The 14,823-nt window shown below is 42.8% G+C and carries 17 protein-coding genes, 1 pseudogene and 1 riboswitch; of the genes and pseudogenes, 1 reads left to right on the plus strand and 17 read right to left on the minus strand.

The genetic code is table 11. The features are described 5' to 3' along the window. Positions 1–96 precede the first annotated feature (96 nt). Positions 97–339: pseudogene (locus cpu_RS13430) on the plus strand (hypothetical protein); the annotation flags it as partial. A gap of 210 nt (positions 340–549) precedes the next feature. After that, a riboswitch (cobalamin riboswitch) is annotated at positions 550–736 on the minus strand. Between the two features lie 52 nt (positions 737–788). Here the strand turns inward: cpu_RS13430 and tatA are convergent. The 17 genes from tatA to cpu_RS06180 all read right to left on the minus strand — a co-directional run bounded on the left by tatA (position 789) and on the right by cpu_RS06180 (position 14,793). Continuing rightward, positions 789–980: a twin-arginine translocase TatA/TatE family subunit gene (tatA, locus tag cpu_RS06105; protein ID WP_075859155.1), complete on the minus strand. Its 192-nt coding sequence runs from the start codon at positions 978–980 to the stop codon at positions 789–791. Positions 981–983: 3 nt separating this feature from the next. Beyond that, entirely contained in the window at positions 984–2,030 is a 1,047-nt protein-coding gene (locus tag cpu_RS06110; protein ID WP_075859156.1) for a 4Fe-4S binding protein, read from the minus strand. Beyond that, the gene (gene mobB, locus cpu_RS06115; protein WP_075859157.1) at positions 2,027–2,518 is read right to left on the minus strand and encodes a molybdopterin-guanine dinucleotide biosynthesis protein B; all 492 of its coding nucleotides are present in this window, start codon (positions 2,516–2,518) and stop codon (positions 2,027–2,029) included. The genes cpu_RS06110 and mobB overlap by 4 nt, the downstream gene beginning before the upstream one ends. Continuing rightward, entirely contained in the window at positions 2,484–3,743 is a 1,260-nt protein-coding gene (locus cpu_RS06120) for a molybdopterin molybdotransferase MoeA (RefSeq protein WP_075859158.1), read from the minus strand. The genes mobB and cpu_RS06120 overlap by 35 nt, the downstream gene beginning before the upstream one ends. A gap of 4 nt (positions 3,744–3,747) precedes the next feature. Continuing rightward, the gene (gene mobA, locus cpu_RS06125) at positions 3,748–4,341 is read right to left on the minus strand and encodes a molybdenum cofactor guanylyltransferase (protein ID WP_075859159.1); all 594 of its coding nucleotides are present in this window, start codon (positions 4,339–4,341) and stop codon (positions 3,748–3,750) included. Beyond that, on the minus strand, positions 4,342–4,542 hold the full coding sequence (locus cpu_RS06130) for a twin-arginine translocase TatA/TatE family subunit (RefSeq protein ID WP_075859160.1): 201 nt from the start codon (positions 4,540–4,542) through the stop codon (positions 4,342–4,344). It abuts the gene before it with no gap. Positions 4,543–4,761: 219 nt separating this feature from the next. After that, on the minus strand, positions 4,762–5,583 hold the full coding sequence (locus cpu_RS06135) for a dimethyl sulfoxide reductase anchor subunit family protein (RefSeq protein WP_075859161.1): 822 nt from the start codon (positions 5,581–5,583) through the stop codon (positions 4,762–4,764). Continuing rightward, positions 5,583–6,146, minus strand: coding sequence for a 4Fe-4S dicluster domain-containing protein (locus cpu_RS06140; protein WP_075859162.1), 564 nt, complete (start codon positions 6,144–6,146; stop codon positions 5,583–5,585). Before cpu_RS06140 ends, cpu_RS06135 begins: the two co-directional genes overlap by 1 nt. Before the next feature lie 15 nt (positions 6,147–6,161). Beyond that, the gene (locus cpu_RS06145; RefSeq protein ID WP_075859163.1) at positions 6,162–8,345 is read right to left on the minus strand and encodes a molybdopterin-containing oxidoreductase family protein; all 2,184 of its coding nucleotides are present in this window, start codon (positions 8,343–8,345) and stop codon (positions 6,162–6,164) included. An 11-nt stretch (positions 8,346–8,356) separates the two neighbouring features. After that, positions 8,357–8,989, minus strand: coding sequence for a TorD/DmsD family molecular chaperone (locus tag cpu_RS06150; protein WP_075859164.1), 633 nt, complete (start codon positions 8,987–8,989; stop codon positions 8,357–8,359). Next, entirely contained in the window at positions 8,967–9,248 is a 282-nt protein-coding gene (locus cpu_RS06155) for a hypothetical protein (protein ID WP_075859165.1), read from the minus strand. Before cpu_RS06155 ends, cpu_RS06150 begins: the two co-directional genes overlap by 23 nt. Positions 9,249–9,536: 288 nt before the next feature. Then, the gene (locus cpu_RS06160; protein ID WP_075859166.1) at positions 9,537–10,769 is read right to left on the minus strand and encodes a PucR family transcriptional regulator; all 1,233 of its coding nucleotides are present in this window, start codon (positions 10,767–10,769) and stop codon (positions 9,537–9,539) included. A gap of 57 nt (positions 10,770–10,826) precedes the next feature. After that, entirely contained in the window at positions 10,827–11,393 is a 567-nt protein-coding gene (locus cpu_RS06165) for a 4Fe-4S dicluster domain-containing protein (RefSeq protein WP_075859167.1), read from the minus strand. Beyond that, a complete protein-coding gene (locus cpu_RS13780; RefSeq protein ID WP_200800652.1) occupies positions 11,381–12,196 on the minus strand; it encodes a molybdopterin dinucleotide binding domain-containing protein in 816 nt (271 codons plus the stop codon). The genes cpu_RS06165 and cpu_RS13780 overlap by 13 nt, the downstream gene beginning before the upstream one ends. Next, on the minus strand, positions 12,133–13,452 hold the full coding sequence (locus tag cpu_RS13785) for a molybdopterin-dependent oxidoreductase (RefSeq protein ID WP_200800653.1): 1,320 nt from the start codon (positions 13,450–13,452) through the stop codon (positions 12,133–12,135). Before cpu_RS13785 ends, cpu_RS13780 begins: the two co-directional genes overlap by 64 nt. A gap of 48 nt (positions 13,453–13,500) precedes the next feature. Next, positions 13,501–13,686, minus strand: a complete 186-nt coding sequence (locus cpu_RS06175; protein WP_075859168.1) for a Sec-independent protein translocase subunit TatA/TatB — start codon at positions 13,684–13,686, stop codon at positions 13,501–13,503. A gap of 39 nt (positions 13,687–13,725) precedes the next feature. Next, positions 13,726–14,793, minus strand: coding sequence for an amidohydrolase family protein (locus cpu_RS06180; RefSeq protein ID WP_075859169.1), 1,068 nt, complete (start codon positions 14,791–14,793; stop codon positions 13,726–13,728). Positions 14,794–14,823 lie beyond the last annotated feature (30 nt).

Genomic DNA, 14,823 nt, shown 5'->3' on the forward strand with positions numbered 1-14,823 from the left:
CATTGCCCTATCCTCCTGGCAGGTAAAGCTATTTAAAGTATTGCCATTTTAGTTAGGTAAAAACCATTTACACAAAACTATTTACATTCCCATAATTATAAACAACGTGCATGCCAAGAATGGAAAAATGCTGAAATGAAAAGATTTCATGGTCTAGACCGTGCCCAAGGGTATGGTCTATTAAGCATGTCCAAACAAGCTAAATTAACAGCAATTGCAGTAAATTTAAAGAGGATAGCAAGTATACTATCCTCTTTAAATCATTTTATTTTTGTGTTACTACATAAATATTTGTTTAAAGGAAGATTTTACAGCTATAAAAAGCCAATTTGCACCTAAAAAATGTTACTTTTTCAGTCCTCTCGGACGGTTCTTACATGGACCTTTTTCAAAAAAATTCCCCGGCAGAACCGGGGTATAATGGGCTTATATGGTTTAGAAAAAAGATAGGGTATATAAAAATAAATAAACCAAATAGAAAAACCCTTCTCCGAACAAGAGAAGGGCTTTAATGCAAATACACCGCTTCTTCCCTGTCCGCGCAAGGAATAAAAGCTTTCCCTCAGGGCAGGTCTCCTGGCTACAGCTCATCGCTTTTCTTCCCTTCCCATCCCGTTAGGATAGTGGTTAAAAAGAAAAGCTCCCTGTTTACAGTGGCGGGACCGCGCCGTTACCCGAAATTCAGGCTCGGACTTCCCTTTTAAGCCTTATAGGCACCCATTTTGGAGGTATGAATTTGGAGGTTGGAAGTTGGAAAGAACCTTTAAAAGCAGACTTTTTAAACTTTATTATGCTTCTGCTTTTTCTTCTTTTTTGTCCTCTAAAGCAATTTCATCTTGTATTTCTTTGGCTCCCTTACGGAACTCCTTAACCGTCTGGCCAAAGGCTTTACCAAGTTCGGGAAGTTTAGACGGACCAAAGATAATAAGAGCAATTAACAAAACTACCAAAAGTTCTTGCCAGCCAAAACCGCCAAACATAATTTAGCCTCCTTCAAATAAATTATCCCTTTTTAATCCCTGGGTGATGTAACAATTAAGGCATAAATCTTCAGCATTTATTGGAGTAAAGGTTTTACCACATTTTTGACAAGTTTTTACTAAGATTTTTGCCAAAACTTTTTCCTTCTTTAAATATACATCATTCACAGTAATTTTACCATCGTTTTTTAAGATTTTTTTAGGACAAGCCTCAAGGCAAAGACCGCAATTTAGACAAAAAGCAGGATTAAATAGCAGTTGACCCTCTTTGATAGATAATGCCCCGGTTGGACAAAGCCGTTCACATACCCCACAACCATTGCAATCGCCCAGCGCTTTCAAGTTTTCCCCTAATGCATTTTCCCCGGAAATTTGCCCCTGATAAAGTTCCAGTGCTTTTAAAAAATAGCGGTGTTTTAACGACACGCGTTTGGCAAAAATATCGTTGGGGTCGTCTTTTTCTTTTAAAAGAAAACTTGCTGCGGTATTTCTTAACTTCCCCGTTAAAAAGCTAAAAAACTCCCGTCGGGAAAATTCTTTAGGCGGTTGACCCTTTTGGTGCAGGATAAAAGCTGACAAATTTCCCAAACGTTCCTCAGCAGTCTTTAGGTGTTGCAGGAAAAGTTCCTTACCTTGAGAATAACGGCAACCATTGCAGCTTTCTAAGTAAAAATTCAATTTCTTTCCTGACGCCGCAAGAATTGCTATTTCCCCGGTATCTAAAAAGCCGTAACAGGGAAGATTAATTTTGCTGGAATTAGCGGGGTTTAAAGTACAACCAATATGGCCTTCTTCCTGAATTTCGGCAACTTCTTTTAACGGGGTTACCCCACTTAAATTAATCGCCCCGGTGGGACATACAGCTTTACAAAACCCGCAGTTTACGCAGTCTTCTTTATTTATGGCGATTTTCTCCCCGTCTTTAAAAATAGCCTTGGTAGGACATACTGTAACGCATTTTCCGCATTTAAAGGGTAAATAGCGATGTTCTAAACAAAAGGAAGGCGCGATTTCCGCCTTCCCGGTAAAAGCCTCAAAAAAATCGCTCATACTCTCCCGCCCATTTCAAAGTATTTAAGCAAAAAATGGAACAAGTTATCGATCTCCCCAAAACCAAATACCGGACAGTCTACCTCTAAATTTAAATCACTAACCACCGCCACCAGAAGTTCCGGTGGAGAAAAAGGTTCCTGGTAAATTTCACTTCTAATTACCTCTATCCGGGGAAATGGCCGGTTTTTAAAGCCTTCCACCAGGATAAGGTCCATATCCCGGTAAAATTCAAAAACTTCTTCGAGTAGTACTTCCCTTTCCACCATAAACGCTGCCTTGCCAGGTCCAAGAATTCCAACCTTCACTCCGCCCGCCTGCCGGTAACGATAAGTATCCTTTCCCGGTTGGTCCACTTCAAAGCCGTGAACATCGTGTTTTACAACCCCTACTTTAAACCCATGCCCGGTAAAGAGCTGCACTAATTTTTCTGCTACGGTAGTTTTGCCGGAATTAGAATAGCCCACTATCTGGAGTATCGAAGGCACTTAAGCTTCCTCCTTCAATTAAAACAATATTAACCGGATCATTGGTTTTTAAGGGCGGACAATTTTTGGGAATTTCCACCAGAGCATTGGAGTTTAAAACCCCTTTTAACGAGCCGGGGGAAAGCCAGGGTAAGATTTTTACCCGAAACTCTCCTTCTTTTAAGTAACAATAGCCCCGGGCAAAACGCCGTTGTCCCCGGGTTTTATCAAAGGGGTGATCCAAAAATGCCTTCACCCGGGCATGGTAAATATTTTGCCGACCGGTTAATTTTCTGATCACGGGGTAAGCAATTAGCTCGAAAGAAGTCATGGCTGCCTGGGGATTTCCCGATAAACCAATAACTATTTTCCCGTTAGCCACAGCTCCAATCACCGGTGTACCGGGTTTAAAATCGGTTTTCCAGAATAAAATTTCGGCACCGATACTTTCTAAAGCTTTAATTATTAAATCATATTCCCCCACCGATGCTCCCCCGGTGGTCAGCACCAAATCGGCCATTTCCAGCCCCCGTTTTATTTCTTGCGCAATTAAATTTAAATCATCGTTTACAATCTGACCTAAAACAGGCTCTCCTCCGGATCTTGCCACCAATGCCCCGATGCTGTATAAATTGGTATTGCGAATTTTCCCCGGACCGGGAATCTGTTCAATATCCACCAGTTCACTGCCCGTGCAAATAATGTAAACTTTAGGTATTTTATAAACCGCTACCTTCTTTTTCCCAGCCAACGCCAAAAGAGAAATGGTATTAGCATTAATTACCCGGTCTTTTTCAATTATAACATCCCCGGGTAAAAAATCTTCTCCCTTTTTGACAATATTAGCTCCAGGTTTTACGGGAAAGTCAATTACTACATAACCGTTTTCTTCCACCACATCTTCAAATTTAACTACCGCATCGGCACCTTCGGGAATCATAGCCCCGGTCATAAGCTTAACCGCTTCACCGGAGTTTACCGGCCTTGTAGCCGGCACTCCCGCTGGAAGGTAATCGACAATTTTAAACATCACCTTTTGGCCTTTTTCCCGGGGAGTATCAGAACTCCTAAAAGCAAAGCCATCCAAAGGAGAACGGGAAAAAGGTGGCACCATTATATCAGCAAAAACATCCTCCGCCAGTACCCGGTTCTGGCTCTTTAAAATTTCCACGGTCTCAATGTCGGGTTTGGGGACATATGCCAAAAGCATATTTAAAGCTTTTTCCAAAGCTACGTTGGTTTCCATGTTACTACTCCTTTGAAATAAAAATTTTTAACAGTTTTTCATAATCCGCCGGGGTATTAACATTTAAAAGATATTCTTCCTTCTGTAAGTTTGCGGGAAGGTCTTCAAAATTAATAACCTTAACTTTAACTTGCGGGTAAAACTCAATAATTTTATTTTTCTTAAGAGCTAAATGTTGGTCCACCACAGGATAAATACTTTTCCGGTAAATACCAATTAGAGGCTCAATTTTGCCTTTAAACGCCAGAACTGTTACATCAAAATCCCCGGTATTTACTGCTAAATGACCAGGAATACCAGCCGGCAACAATGGTAAATCACAGGCAGTAATAAAAACCTTTTCATTAGTGGCAACCCTTAAGGCCGTTTCAATCCCTGCCAGTGGCCCCTGGGCCGGATAACGATCGTTATACACCGGAAGCCCAAGAAAATCATACTCGCTGGTGTTGGCAACAATAAAAAGCTCAGAGGCAATTGGTTGGAAATTAGTTATTAAATGTTCAATTATAGTTTTTGACTCAAGGGGAAGCAAAGCTTTGTTTCGCCCCATGCGCGAACTTTTGCCGCCGGCCAAAATGGCAACAGTTAAATTTTGCATTTAACCCTCCTTGAAATTATTTTCTTTAACCGCATTTACCTCTTTTGTTATGCTTTCTTCAATTTCGGTAGTAGCCTTTTTAAACTCCCGGATTCCTCTTCCTAAAGCCCGGCCAAGTTCTGGAAGTTTGGAAGGTCCAAAAATGACCAAGGCAATAACCAGGATTACCGCTATCTCCGGAAAACCAATATTGTTAAACATAAGCCCCCTCTTTGATTCAGTTTTTTTACCAAACAGTAGCTAACCGCTAATCAAAGCAAAAATACTAAATTTTGAGATTAATTACGCTAACAGGTGAATCCCCCGTTCGGTAAATTTACTGGTTAATTTTATTTTACCACAAGAGGATTCACCTGTTTGCTTATTTTTTATCATTTTGGATTTTTTCTTTAGTATTTTAGCCCTAGCAGGAATAAATTTTTAAAACATCCCTACCTTCAAAGCTACCACGGAACTGTAGAACAGTTCCCGTCCGATAATTTCGCCCACCAGGGTTAAAAGGAAAAGATAGGCTACCATATTCTTTTCGGAAAAACCTTTTTTTACTACCAGCAGAGACACCAGGGCTAAAGGTATAAGCCAGCCCAAAACCGTCCTGAACCAGAAAGCCCCGCTCTGAATAATGTTTAACCCGTTTTGATAACCGGCACCCTGCCCGGATAGCAGCACGGACACATACACCATAAAAACAACCAGGCTTAAGGCTAAAACCATTCCGGTAAAATTTAGCGGTATTGGATTATCCTCTCCCCGGAATTGGAACAAAGTACCGATATACAACGGTCCAAGCAAGGCAGCCGTAAGCAAAAAGAAAACAATGGGGCTGACATTATTCCAGGCGGGACGAGCCGGTAAGACATAGATCATTGCAGAAGACACTACCGCCAGGACGGCAATTAACGCTGTAATCCCGCCGGTTATTTTCCGCAGACTCTTTTCGGAATCCTTCCATAATAAACAGTATACTACAGAAGCCAGTAAAAATAAGGAAAATAACACAACTTCCCGGCTCAACCAGGAGCTACCAATATTCGTTAACGCCCGGTAGGCGTTAAACGGGTGGCCAAGGTGAAATAGGGACACCAGCAGGCTTAAGGCCGTAACCCCAACAATGGTCTTGGCAGCCAGCCGGCCTGAGGCAATTTCGATCTTTTCCGAAAAAGCATCCAGTAACCAAAGGGTGACCAGGGCACCGGCCGCCAACTGCGATAAAACGGTAAAAAACACTAACGGGTACTCCATTACCTGTCCCTCCTTATTTGAACTCCCATTTTCGGGTTCACAAACCGGGTAGTAGGTTTGGTAATTGAAGGGTCGGGAAATCCGGGCAAACTCTTTACCGTCCCGTATTCATTAAATGAGTTTAAATCAATAACGCTGAGGGCTTCCATCGGGCAGCTGGCCACACAGACCGGTTTCTCCCCTCGGTCCTGCCTCTGAGCGCACATGTGACATTTTTCCACTTTTTTATACCGCTCATTAAATTGGGGCACGCCATAAGGACAGGCCATGATACACATTTTACAGCCAATGCAACGGTCATGGTTCTGAATAACTATGCCATCCTCACGCTTGGTATAGGCTTTCACCGGGCAAACCCTGACACACTCCGGTTGTTCACAATGATTACAGGCCAAAGACATGAAATTCCTTTCGGGTAGGGGAAAGCCTTCCTCTTTAAGAGGATAAACCTTGCGCCAACGAATAGACGGATCCAACTGGTATTCATTTTTACAAGCCATTTCGCAAGCGTGACAACCTATGCAGCGCTCCGAATTCACCAGAAAACCTAACTTTTTAGCCATTTCAGTCTCCCCCCTTTACACCTTCTCCAGGTTTACAAAATTGTCATGAAACGCCAGTCCCGGCATACCGGTGGCTTTTCGACCCATGTCGGATGGAACGGCCTTAAGCGTATAATTGATATTATAGTTTTTATCTTTATACCAGGCCTCATATACTGCTACGGTATCAGGGGGTACGGTTTCGGTTATTTTAGCCGGCAAAATGACATATCCAAGATCGTTATACACTTTTACGTAATCTTTATCCTTAATACCATATTTTGCTGCTAAGGCAGGATGGATCTCCAATACCGGTTCATCGTTGATGGCAGCCATCCAGTCAAGGTTTTGGAACTGGCTGTGAAGGCCCAGCTTCCAGTGCGAAGAAATACACCGTATAGGGTACTTATCCGGTGGCTGTAATTCCTCAACGTAAACCGGCAGGGGATGATGCCCGTACTTCTTTGCTTCCTCGGACCAGAATTCGTACTTGCCGGAAGGAGTTCTGAATTTGCCGTCCTGCCAAGCAATAAGTCCCTGCTTTGCTTTGACGGGACCTTTCTTGAGCTCTTTCCAGTCGCTGATCCCAAACTGGCCATATAACTTGGAGTTAAATTCCTTGCCAACCCATTCCTCCAGGTCACCTGCTGTGGGAAAAGTGCAAGAACCCGGCTCCAGCTCATTTAGCTTTTGGGAAAGCCCCATGGCAATGTGCAAATCATGCTTGGCTTCATACATAGGCTTTATTGCCTGCTGATTTAACGCCAGCCAGTAGTGCCAATAGCTGACATTCACGCCGGGAGCTTCAAAGGGAGTGGTTACGGGAAGAACTATGTCGGACATTGCCACCGTTGGTGTCATGAAAAGGTCGCAGGTAACCACCAGGTCCATAGCTTCAAAGGCTTTTTTCACCACCGATGTTTCCGGGTCCTGGGTTAAAGGGTTTCGGCAGGCAATCCACAGCATTTTGATTGGCGGGTTCTTAGCCGCCAGGACCTCGGCACCAAAATTGTTGATATTGATATACCGGTCGCCGTCGCCGCTGCTGTCCGCAGGAGGTTTTTGTAGCATAGCATGGTAGTTAAAACCCCAGGTCTCCAATTGGGCATATTGCGCCCCGCCACCGGATTTACCAATGTTTCCGGTCATAGCTGCCAGGGCATCGATAGCCCGAACGTTTTGCCCACCGTTAGTATGGCGTTGCATACCGTATCCAATCCAGATGTTGGCCGGTTTGGTAGTTGCGTACTCATGGGCCAGGGTTTCGATGACCTGACGGGGTACTCCAGTTTTTTCGGAAGCCCAGTCGAGAGTAATGTCCGTTTTTAGATAAGTGAAAAACTCCTGATATCCTATAGCATTTTTTGCCAGCCACTCTTCGTCATACAATCCGTTATCAAGAATATATCTGGCCATCCCCAAGGCCAAAGCTCCATCCGTACTGGGTTTAATCTGAATATATAAATCAGCCTTGCTGGCCGTCTGGGTAAGCAGCGGATCAATAACCACGATTTTACAGCCGCGTCTTTGGGCTTCTTCCACAAAATACATGGAATGTACCGAGCACCAGGCCGGGTTAACACCCCACAAAATAAGGTACTTGGAATTCACCAGGTCTTCCGGGTCATTGTTATAAATTGTCCCAAAGTCGAAGGTCTGGGCATCGATACCTGCCGGCCAGCATGGTGTACCGAGTGCCCTGGTAGTATAACCAATGCTGGACATCAAACCCTCTATCCCGTAATGCAGGATGTCAAAGTTTCCCGAGTATTTGTTTAAACAAATCGGCAGGGTCGATCCGTATTCCTTTTTAATCCGAAGGATAGTCTTTGCTATTTCCGTAAAGGCTTCATCCCAACTGATGCGTTCCCACTTGCCCGAACCACGACCTTTTTGCCGCATGGGGTATTTGATCCGGTCGGGGCTGTACACCATTCTCGTGTAGCTATAACCCTTGGCGCAAAGCCTTCCCCGGGTAAAAGTGTTATTGGGATTGCCTTCAACTTTCACCAACACCCCATCCTTAACGGTTGATATGATCGAACAAGTATCATAACAATTCCGCGGGCAGGCATTCAAAAAAGTTTCTACTTTTTCGGCATCTTCAGCAGTAGCCTTATTCAAACCCATCAGCTTAAAGTCCAAAAGGGAACCAGCCACCCCTGCAACTAGAGCACCTTTAATAAAGGAACGCCTCGTAAAGGTGAATTTTTTCTCCATTTTCTCCCTCCTTATTGGTTTTTTGCCTCCACATCCAAAAACCCGGCCAACACGAGGGCCATTCCCCTGCAGGCATCGTTTTGGCTGTTGGCCAGGATATCCCGGCAATGGGCAGGAAGCCACTTGGATAAATGGTTAACAAAGAAATTCCGGTAAGCAGTTAAATGTAGATTGAAGTTACTCAAATCCTTTTGGGCCAAAAATTTCGCCGCTTGGTGCAGCAGGTAGCAGGCAAACTCTGCTTCAAAACCGATAAAGTCATCGGGTTCACAGTTTTTGTTCTGAACCTCCAGGCCCATACTCCGGTAAAACTCCCTGACTTCTAGGGTTTCCTTCTGCATCAGCAAGCCTTCGGAGTTAAGGTAGGCGCTCTCATAAGGCGGAGCCACTAATTTGCCAGGGCCAACAAATAACCTGTTAAACTCGTAAACAGCGCTGCTGTCATAAGCTTGGAGCAGGAATAGCCCTGAAAGGTAATCCTCGTTTTGAGTGAATTCTTCCAGGCCGGACAATATCTCCACCGCTTCCAGCCACCTCTGGCCATCATCCCACAGGTGGCCAAAATAATAACTTCTGATAACCGCATAAAACCGGTACCGGCATTCGATAGCTGAAAGGTCATTAGATTTGCGGTTTTGCTTCATTTTTACCTCCACTTTGGCCGGCTGAATTTTGCCCTTTTCCATTCTTACCATCGGTTTCCCCTATCATTTTTTTGAATTTTTCGGAAAGCTTTGGTTTTTGGGGAATCTTGGGATTGAGAACGCCACGATACTGCTTAGCTATAACCCCACTTTCTATACGAGTCTTTTCTGGAGAAGTTACCGTTTCACAACCCCAAACCGATAAAGCTAAAAGAAAGGATAATGCCAAAGACGCCAAAAGAAATTTTTTACCTGCCACCTATATCTACCTCCTTATCTGCTAAAGTGGCTTTTCGACACACTGGCAAAATAGTGTTCGAGAACTAAGTTTTCCGGAAAAACCCATCACCTCCAAGTCGGCAGCTTGTGAAAGAGCCATCTTTCTCGAAATAAGCAGGCAACCACTTTCAATCACAAGCGAGGCTTAACGCCTCGAAACTTTTAACTTTTTAATTTAGTGATTCGTTGCTACAAAAATTTTACCTTTGTACGTTCTTCTAAAATAAAAGACCGGTACTTTATTGCTTTAAACAATAAGTACCGGTCTTTAGCTCCAACCTTTTTGACTTAAAATCCTAAGCGCTACAAATAAGTTTAATTGAACATCCAAAAGGTTTAAATCCATCCCCAATAATTCCTCAACTTTTTTTAACCTGTATCGTAAGGTATTCACATGAACAAAAAGTTTCTCGGCAGTAGTGTTAATATCAGCATTGCATTGAAAATAAGTTTTCAGGGTTTCAAGGAGCTGCCCTTCATTTTTCCGGTCGTAATCCATAATCGGTTCCAGCAAACTGTAACAAAACTTTTTCAGCTCCCATTCTCCCATTTTATAAAGTAAACTAAATACCCCCAGTTCATCAAAATAAGTTACATCATCAATCTTATTGAAAAATCTTCCCAGCTCTAATGCCGTTTTGGCCTCCTGATAACTGCGAAACAGTTCATCGGCCGTAGGATAGAGGTGCCCAATGCCCACGGAAAAAGATTTTTCTAGTCTACCATAAACATATTTTTTAACTTGCCGAATTAAAGAATCAATTTCTCGTTTAAGTTCTAAAAAAGTTACTTTTCTTTCCAAAGGCAAAAAAATAACCAGATACGTTCCGCGCCTGGTAACTACAGGATTAGGCCAGTACATTTTTAAGGATGATTGCAACAAAATTTTGAGGTGCTCAAGGGTTTTTTCCGCTTCCGCCAACTCTTCCTCATCAAGCCCGACCACTGCCAAAACATGAGGAGAGGAGAAATCCAGCCCTAAAGTTTTTCCCCGTTGGATCAAAACTTCTTTGTTTTCAAAATTGTTATATAACAAATCGTGAAGAAATTCATCGCGATATTTTAAATGAATTTTTTGGATCTCTCGTTCCTGTTTTAATGCTATTAAAAAAATCTGAGCACTTTGTTTAAGGCTCTTTGCCATTTCATTCGACCAGGGATTTTCGGTTAGAAGGAGAAAGATAAAGCCTTCCAGCTCGGTCCAAATCAAAGGATAAGAAGCATAGGGAACTGCTTTTCCTTCGGATGTTGCGATTATGCCCCTTTCAATTTGGGACTCCAACGGTTTTGTTGCCTGTTGCTTTATTGTTACAGGTAAAAAATCATTCCAGAGAAAAGTTTCCTTCCGCCCCGTATCCTGATACACAAGGATTTTGCCAAAAGGATCAGTTATAATTACCGGATTGCCCAAAAAATCCACCAAAATTTTAGCTAAAGAAGGTAAACCCCCTCCCCCGGTTAGAACTCCTAAAAGCTTAGACATTAATGTATTTTCAGCCAATAAGCTCACCTCACTTTAGAGAAATCGACAAAAAATAACTTACAAAATTATCAAAGGCTACAATTTTGACTTACATAACCCCTTCCTATGAAATGCTGGGGGGAAAAAGCGAATCGACGGACGGGTCAATTTGATATCAGGCAAAGAAGGCAATGACTTTAAAAACTTTGTCTCATCCATTTCATCCAAAAAAGCCATCTTCAAGGCACCGTTGGTACAAGCATCGATACAAACCGGTCGCAGTCCCTGATCTAAGCGACTTACGCAAAAATCACATTTATCTACCTTGCCCGTTTCCACATCAAACTGGGGAGCACCATAAGGACATGCCTTTATACAGGTACAACAGCCATCGCACAAATCGGGATCATGGACTACAATACCATCGCGGCGTTTCCTAAAGGTGTGATTAGGGCAAACTCGAAAACACTCCGGGCTTTCGCAGTGATTACAAGCTAAGGAAAGATAAAAAAAACCTCTTTCCTTTTCCCTCTTCCATTCCACTTCTTCCACGCGACGAAAACGCTGCGTCTCCCCAAGCCCAAAATAATTTTTGCACGCCACCTCGCAGGCCCGGCAACCAAGACACCTGCTCACATCCACCAGAAAACCTACTTGTCGCATTTCGCGCCTCCTTTTGCGGGACACAGGTTAACAAATGTATCATGAAAAGCAAGAGCCGGGCGTCCCGTTACTTTTCTTCCCATATCAGTAGGACTACCGTTGATCAGGTCGTTTAGGTTATTCTCTCCGCTACCCTGCCATCCCTGAAAACATACAAGCGTATCTTCACTAACCGCGACAGTAAGTTTTACCGGAAGTAAAATTTCACCCTGCTGGTTATAAACCCTGACATAATCACCATTATTTAAGCCAAACCTTTTAGCTGTTTTTGGGTTAATTCTAAGACAAGGTTCCTTAATCCCCCAGGTGAGCCATGGTAAATTTAAAAACTGCGAGTTGTTACCCACCGGATAGTGCGGAGTAATTAATCTAAAGGGATAGGCCTGGGGAGCTGGAGTTTGTTCGGTATAAGTTGGTAGTAAAGGGAATCCCTCCCGGGAAGCGGTAGCAGAAGCTATTTCAAATTTTCCGGAGGGAGTTTTAAACTTTAGATCTGCAAAAGCCACCTCCGGCCATTTAAGCTTCCTGGGGCCATTTAATAATTCTCTATAATCTTTGATCTCCAGGCGAGAGTAAAGTTCCTGGTTAAATTCGTTTGCCAACCACTCCTCTTCCTTGCCCTCGGTGGGGAAACCACATACGCCAGGTGACAATTCATTAAGTTTTCGGGATAATTCCCAGGCAATCTCTAAGTCTGACTTGCATTCCCCAAGGGGAGCTATAGCCGGCTCATTAATCCCTACCCAGTGATGCCAATAGCTTGGTACAACATCCCATTCTTCAAATTGAGTGGTTGCCGGCAAAAAATATCGGCATAACGGGAACTTTGATTCATAAATTGGTCCACTTGTACTATTAATTCAAGATCTTCCAGGGCACTTTTAAGACTTGCGGTCTCCGCATCTTGAAATAAGTTTCTCTGCGTCAGCCACAGCATTTTCACCGGTGGATTAGCAATTTTTTCTAACTCTTTCCCCAAGGTATTGATATTAACTTTCCTATGCAAAACAGGATTTTTAGAGGAAATATAATCCCTCGTATAAAAAGAAAACAATTCCCAATGTTTCATTGAAGCATAGTACACGCCAGCTCCAGATTTGCCCAAGTTTCCGGTAAGTGCCGCCAGGGTTATTATGGCTCTGATATTCTGCCCTCCATTAGTATGCCGTTGTAATCCAAATCCAGTCCAAAGGGCAGCCGGAGAGTTTTTAGCGTATAGTTCGGCAACTTCCCAAATTGCCTCTTTCGGCAAAGCGGTTCTATCTTCGACCCAATCGTAACTAATAGTTTTTAAATATTCAAAAAATGCTTTATAACCATAAACATGATGAACCAAAAATTTTTCATCATATAAAGCATTATCCACAATGTATTTGGCAATTCCCAAAGCCAGGGCACCATCGCTACCAGCCTTAGGCTGAAGATAAAGATCTGCTTGTATTGCGGTTGCCGTAAAAATTGGATCGATAACCACTACCTGAGCTCCCCGGTTTCTAGCCTGGTCGATAAAATACATCTGGTGGACTGCGGTCCAGGCGGGATTGACGCCCCACAGAATAATCACTTTACTGTTTACCATATCCTCTGGGTCAGATTTTTCTACTGTCCCAGTACAGTAAAGATAGGCATCTAGACCCGCAGACCAGCAAGCACTGCCCTCGGTTACTGTAATAGAACCTAAACCATCAAACAAAGCCTCCGGGGCATAATGCAAAAGCCCCATATTTCCGTAATGCTTACATAAACAAACCGGCAAAAAACTGTCGTAACGTCCCTTTAATTCCAGCATTTTACTGGCAATAATTTGCAGAGCTTCATCCCAGCTGATCCGGCGCCAGTTCCCTGAACCTCTAGGAAATTGCCGGAGAGGATAAAGGATGCGCTTAGGACTATAAACCCTTTCCACGTAGGCATAACCCTTGGCACAAAGTTTTCCCCGTGTAAAGCCGTGAGCTGGATCGCCACTTACCCGCACGAGTTTTCCCTTTTCCACGTAACTTAAGATACTGCAGGTCGAAAAACAATTCCGCGGGCAAAGGTTACGGAAGAGTTTTTGCAAAACAAACACCTCGGTTTTAAATAATTAGCCCAAGCTTTGCTTTTAACTTTACTTTTTGCTTTCGGTTTCCCTTATTTCCTTGCTTATACTTTCTTCAATTTCGGTAGTAGCCTTTTTAAACTCCCGGATTCCTCTTCCTAAAGCCCGACCAAGTTCTGGAAGTTTGGAAGGTCCAAAAATAATAAGAGTGATAATTAATACTACCAGCAGTTCCTGAAAACCAAAATTACCCATAGAAATGCCTCCCTGTTCAAATAATTTTCCATGATAATATTATACTTCACCCTCATAGGGAAATTTAAGTCCAATAAATTTTGCAAAATTTCCAGGTTTTACAGATCCAAAACCCTTCTCCTGAAGAAGTTTAAAATTATTTTCTGCAGCAATTTTTATTACTTCCTGGGGCGGTATACCGGCTTTTAAATAAAGGTCCATCTCTTCCCAGAGTGCTTCTCCAAAACTTAAAAAGGTAGTTCCGCTGTCGGTCCCCATACCAAGTTTTACCCCAAGTTCAAAGGCTTTTTTAACTTTTAAAAGCTGCTCCTTATACACATAAAAAGCCGTTTCTCTCTCTTTTGGGCTCAGTTCTTCGCGGTAAATCTGGTTACGAATGGCCGCAACGGTGGGAATCCACCATGTACCCGCATTCCGCATTTTTAAAAGAAGCTCTTCAGTTATGTAGTAGCCATGTTCTATGGTATCTACCCCGGCTTCAAGGCAAAGCGAAATCCCCTCCGGGCCATTGGCATGGGCAGAAACCATTAGCCCCAGTTTATGGGCAATATTGACTATTTCTTTTAACTCTTCAAGGCAAAATCCGGCAGGTCCAACTTTCCCCCTTTCCTTTAAACTCACCAAGCCAGTAACAAATACTTTTATAAACTGCGCTCCGTCTTCGTGGAGATGCAAAATTTTTTTGATAGCATCCTTTTTATCTTTTACAGGGATTCCCGCAATTCTTCCATAATAACCTTCTTTATAAAGTCCGTTTCCCGAAAATATTCCTTTTAAGTAAGAACATTGGTTTTTTGCAGTTTTCCAGAATTCGCTCTTATCCCCGCACTCGCGAAAACCCATTATGCCATGGCTGGTTAGTTTTGCCATGATTTCAGGAAGAGTAGGTCCATTTTGTTCCATTAAGTTTAAGTGGAGGTGGACATCGGCTAATACAGGATACAAGTAATAAGGAATTTTTAATTCCGCATCCCCTTCTTTTTCAATCTTCGAAATGATTCCGCCGCTTATAGTAATAACACCAGGTTTTATTTGATCTCCATCAAAATACCCCCAGGGCAAAATTCTTAAACTTTTTCCACTAAAATCAAAAACTTTTAAATTCATCCCCCATCTCCCCTTTTTAAGAAAATAAAT

Origin of the sequence: Carboxydothermus pertinax (genome assembly GCF_001950255.1) — a bacterium.
In the GTDB taxonomy this organism is placed as follows: domain Bacteria; phylum Bacillota; class Z-2901; order Carboxydothermales; family Carboxydothermaceae; genus Carboxydothermus; species Carboxydothermus pertinax.

Excerpts from the sequence above, each read along its gene's own strand:
- cpu_RS06175 (WP_075859168.1), bottom strand. The coding sequence starts at position 13,686 with ATGGGTAATTTTGGTTTTCAGGAACTGCTGGTAGTATTAATTATCACT.
- tatA (WP_075859155.1), bottom strand. The coding sequence starts at position 980 with ATGTTTGGCGGTTTTGGCTGGCAAGAACTTTTGGTAGTTTTGTTAATT.
- mobA (WP_075859159.1), bottom strand. The coding sequence starts at position 4,341 with ATGCAAAATTTAACTGTTGCCATTTTGGCCGGCGGCAAAAGTTCGCGC.
- cpu_RS06150 (WP_075859164.1), bottom strand. The coding sequence starts at position 8,989 with ATGAAGCAAAACCGCAAATCTAATGACCTTTCAGCTATCGAATGCCGG.
- cpu_RS06110 (WP_075859156.1), bottom strand. The coding sequence starts at position 2,030 with ATGAGCGATTTTTTTGAGGCTTTTACCGGGAAGGCGGAAATCGCGCCT.
- cpu_RS06180 (WP_075859169.1), bottom strand. The coding sequence starts at position 14,793 with ATGAATTTAAAAGTTTTTGATTTTAGTGGAAAAAGTTTAAGAATTTTG.
- cpu_RS06165 (WP_075859167.1), bottom strand. The coding sequence starts at position 11,393 with ATGCGACAAGTAGGTTTTCTGGTGGATGTGAGCAGGTGTCTTGGTTGC.
- cpu_RS06120 (WP_075859158.1), bottom strand. The coding sequence starts at position 3,743 with ATGGAAACCAACGTAGCTTTGGAAAAAGCTTTAAATATGCTTTTGGCA.
- cpu_RS06140 (WP_075859162.1), bottom strand. The coding sequence starts at position 6,146 with ATGGCTAAAAAGTTAGGTTTTCTGGTGAATTCGGAGCGCTGCATAGGT.
- cpu_RS06130 (WP_075859160.1), bottom strand. The coding sequence starts at position 4,542 with ATGTTTAACAATATTGGTTTTCCGGAGATAGCGGTAATCCTGGTTATT.
- cpu_RS06135 (WP_075859161.1), bottom strand. The coding sequence starts at position 5,583 with ATGGAGTACCCGTTAGTGTTTTTTACCGTTTTATCGCAGTTGGCGGCC.
- cpu_RS06145 (WP_075859163.1), bottom strand. The coding sequence starts at position 8,345 with ATGGAGAAAAAATTCACCTTTACGAGGCGTTCCTTTATTAAAGGTGCT.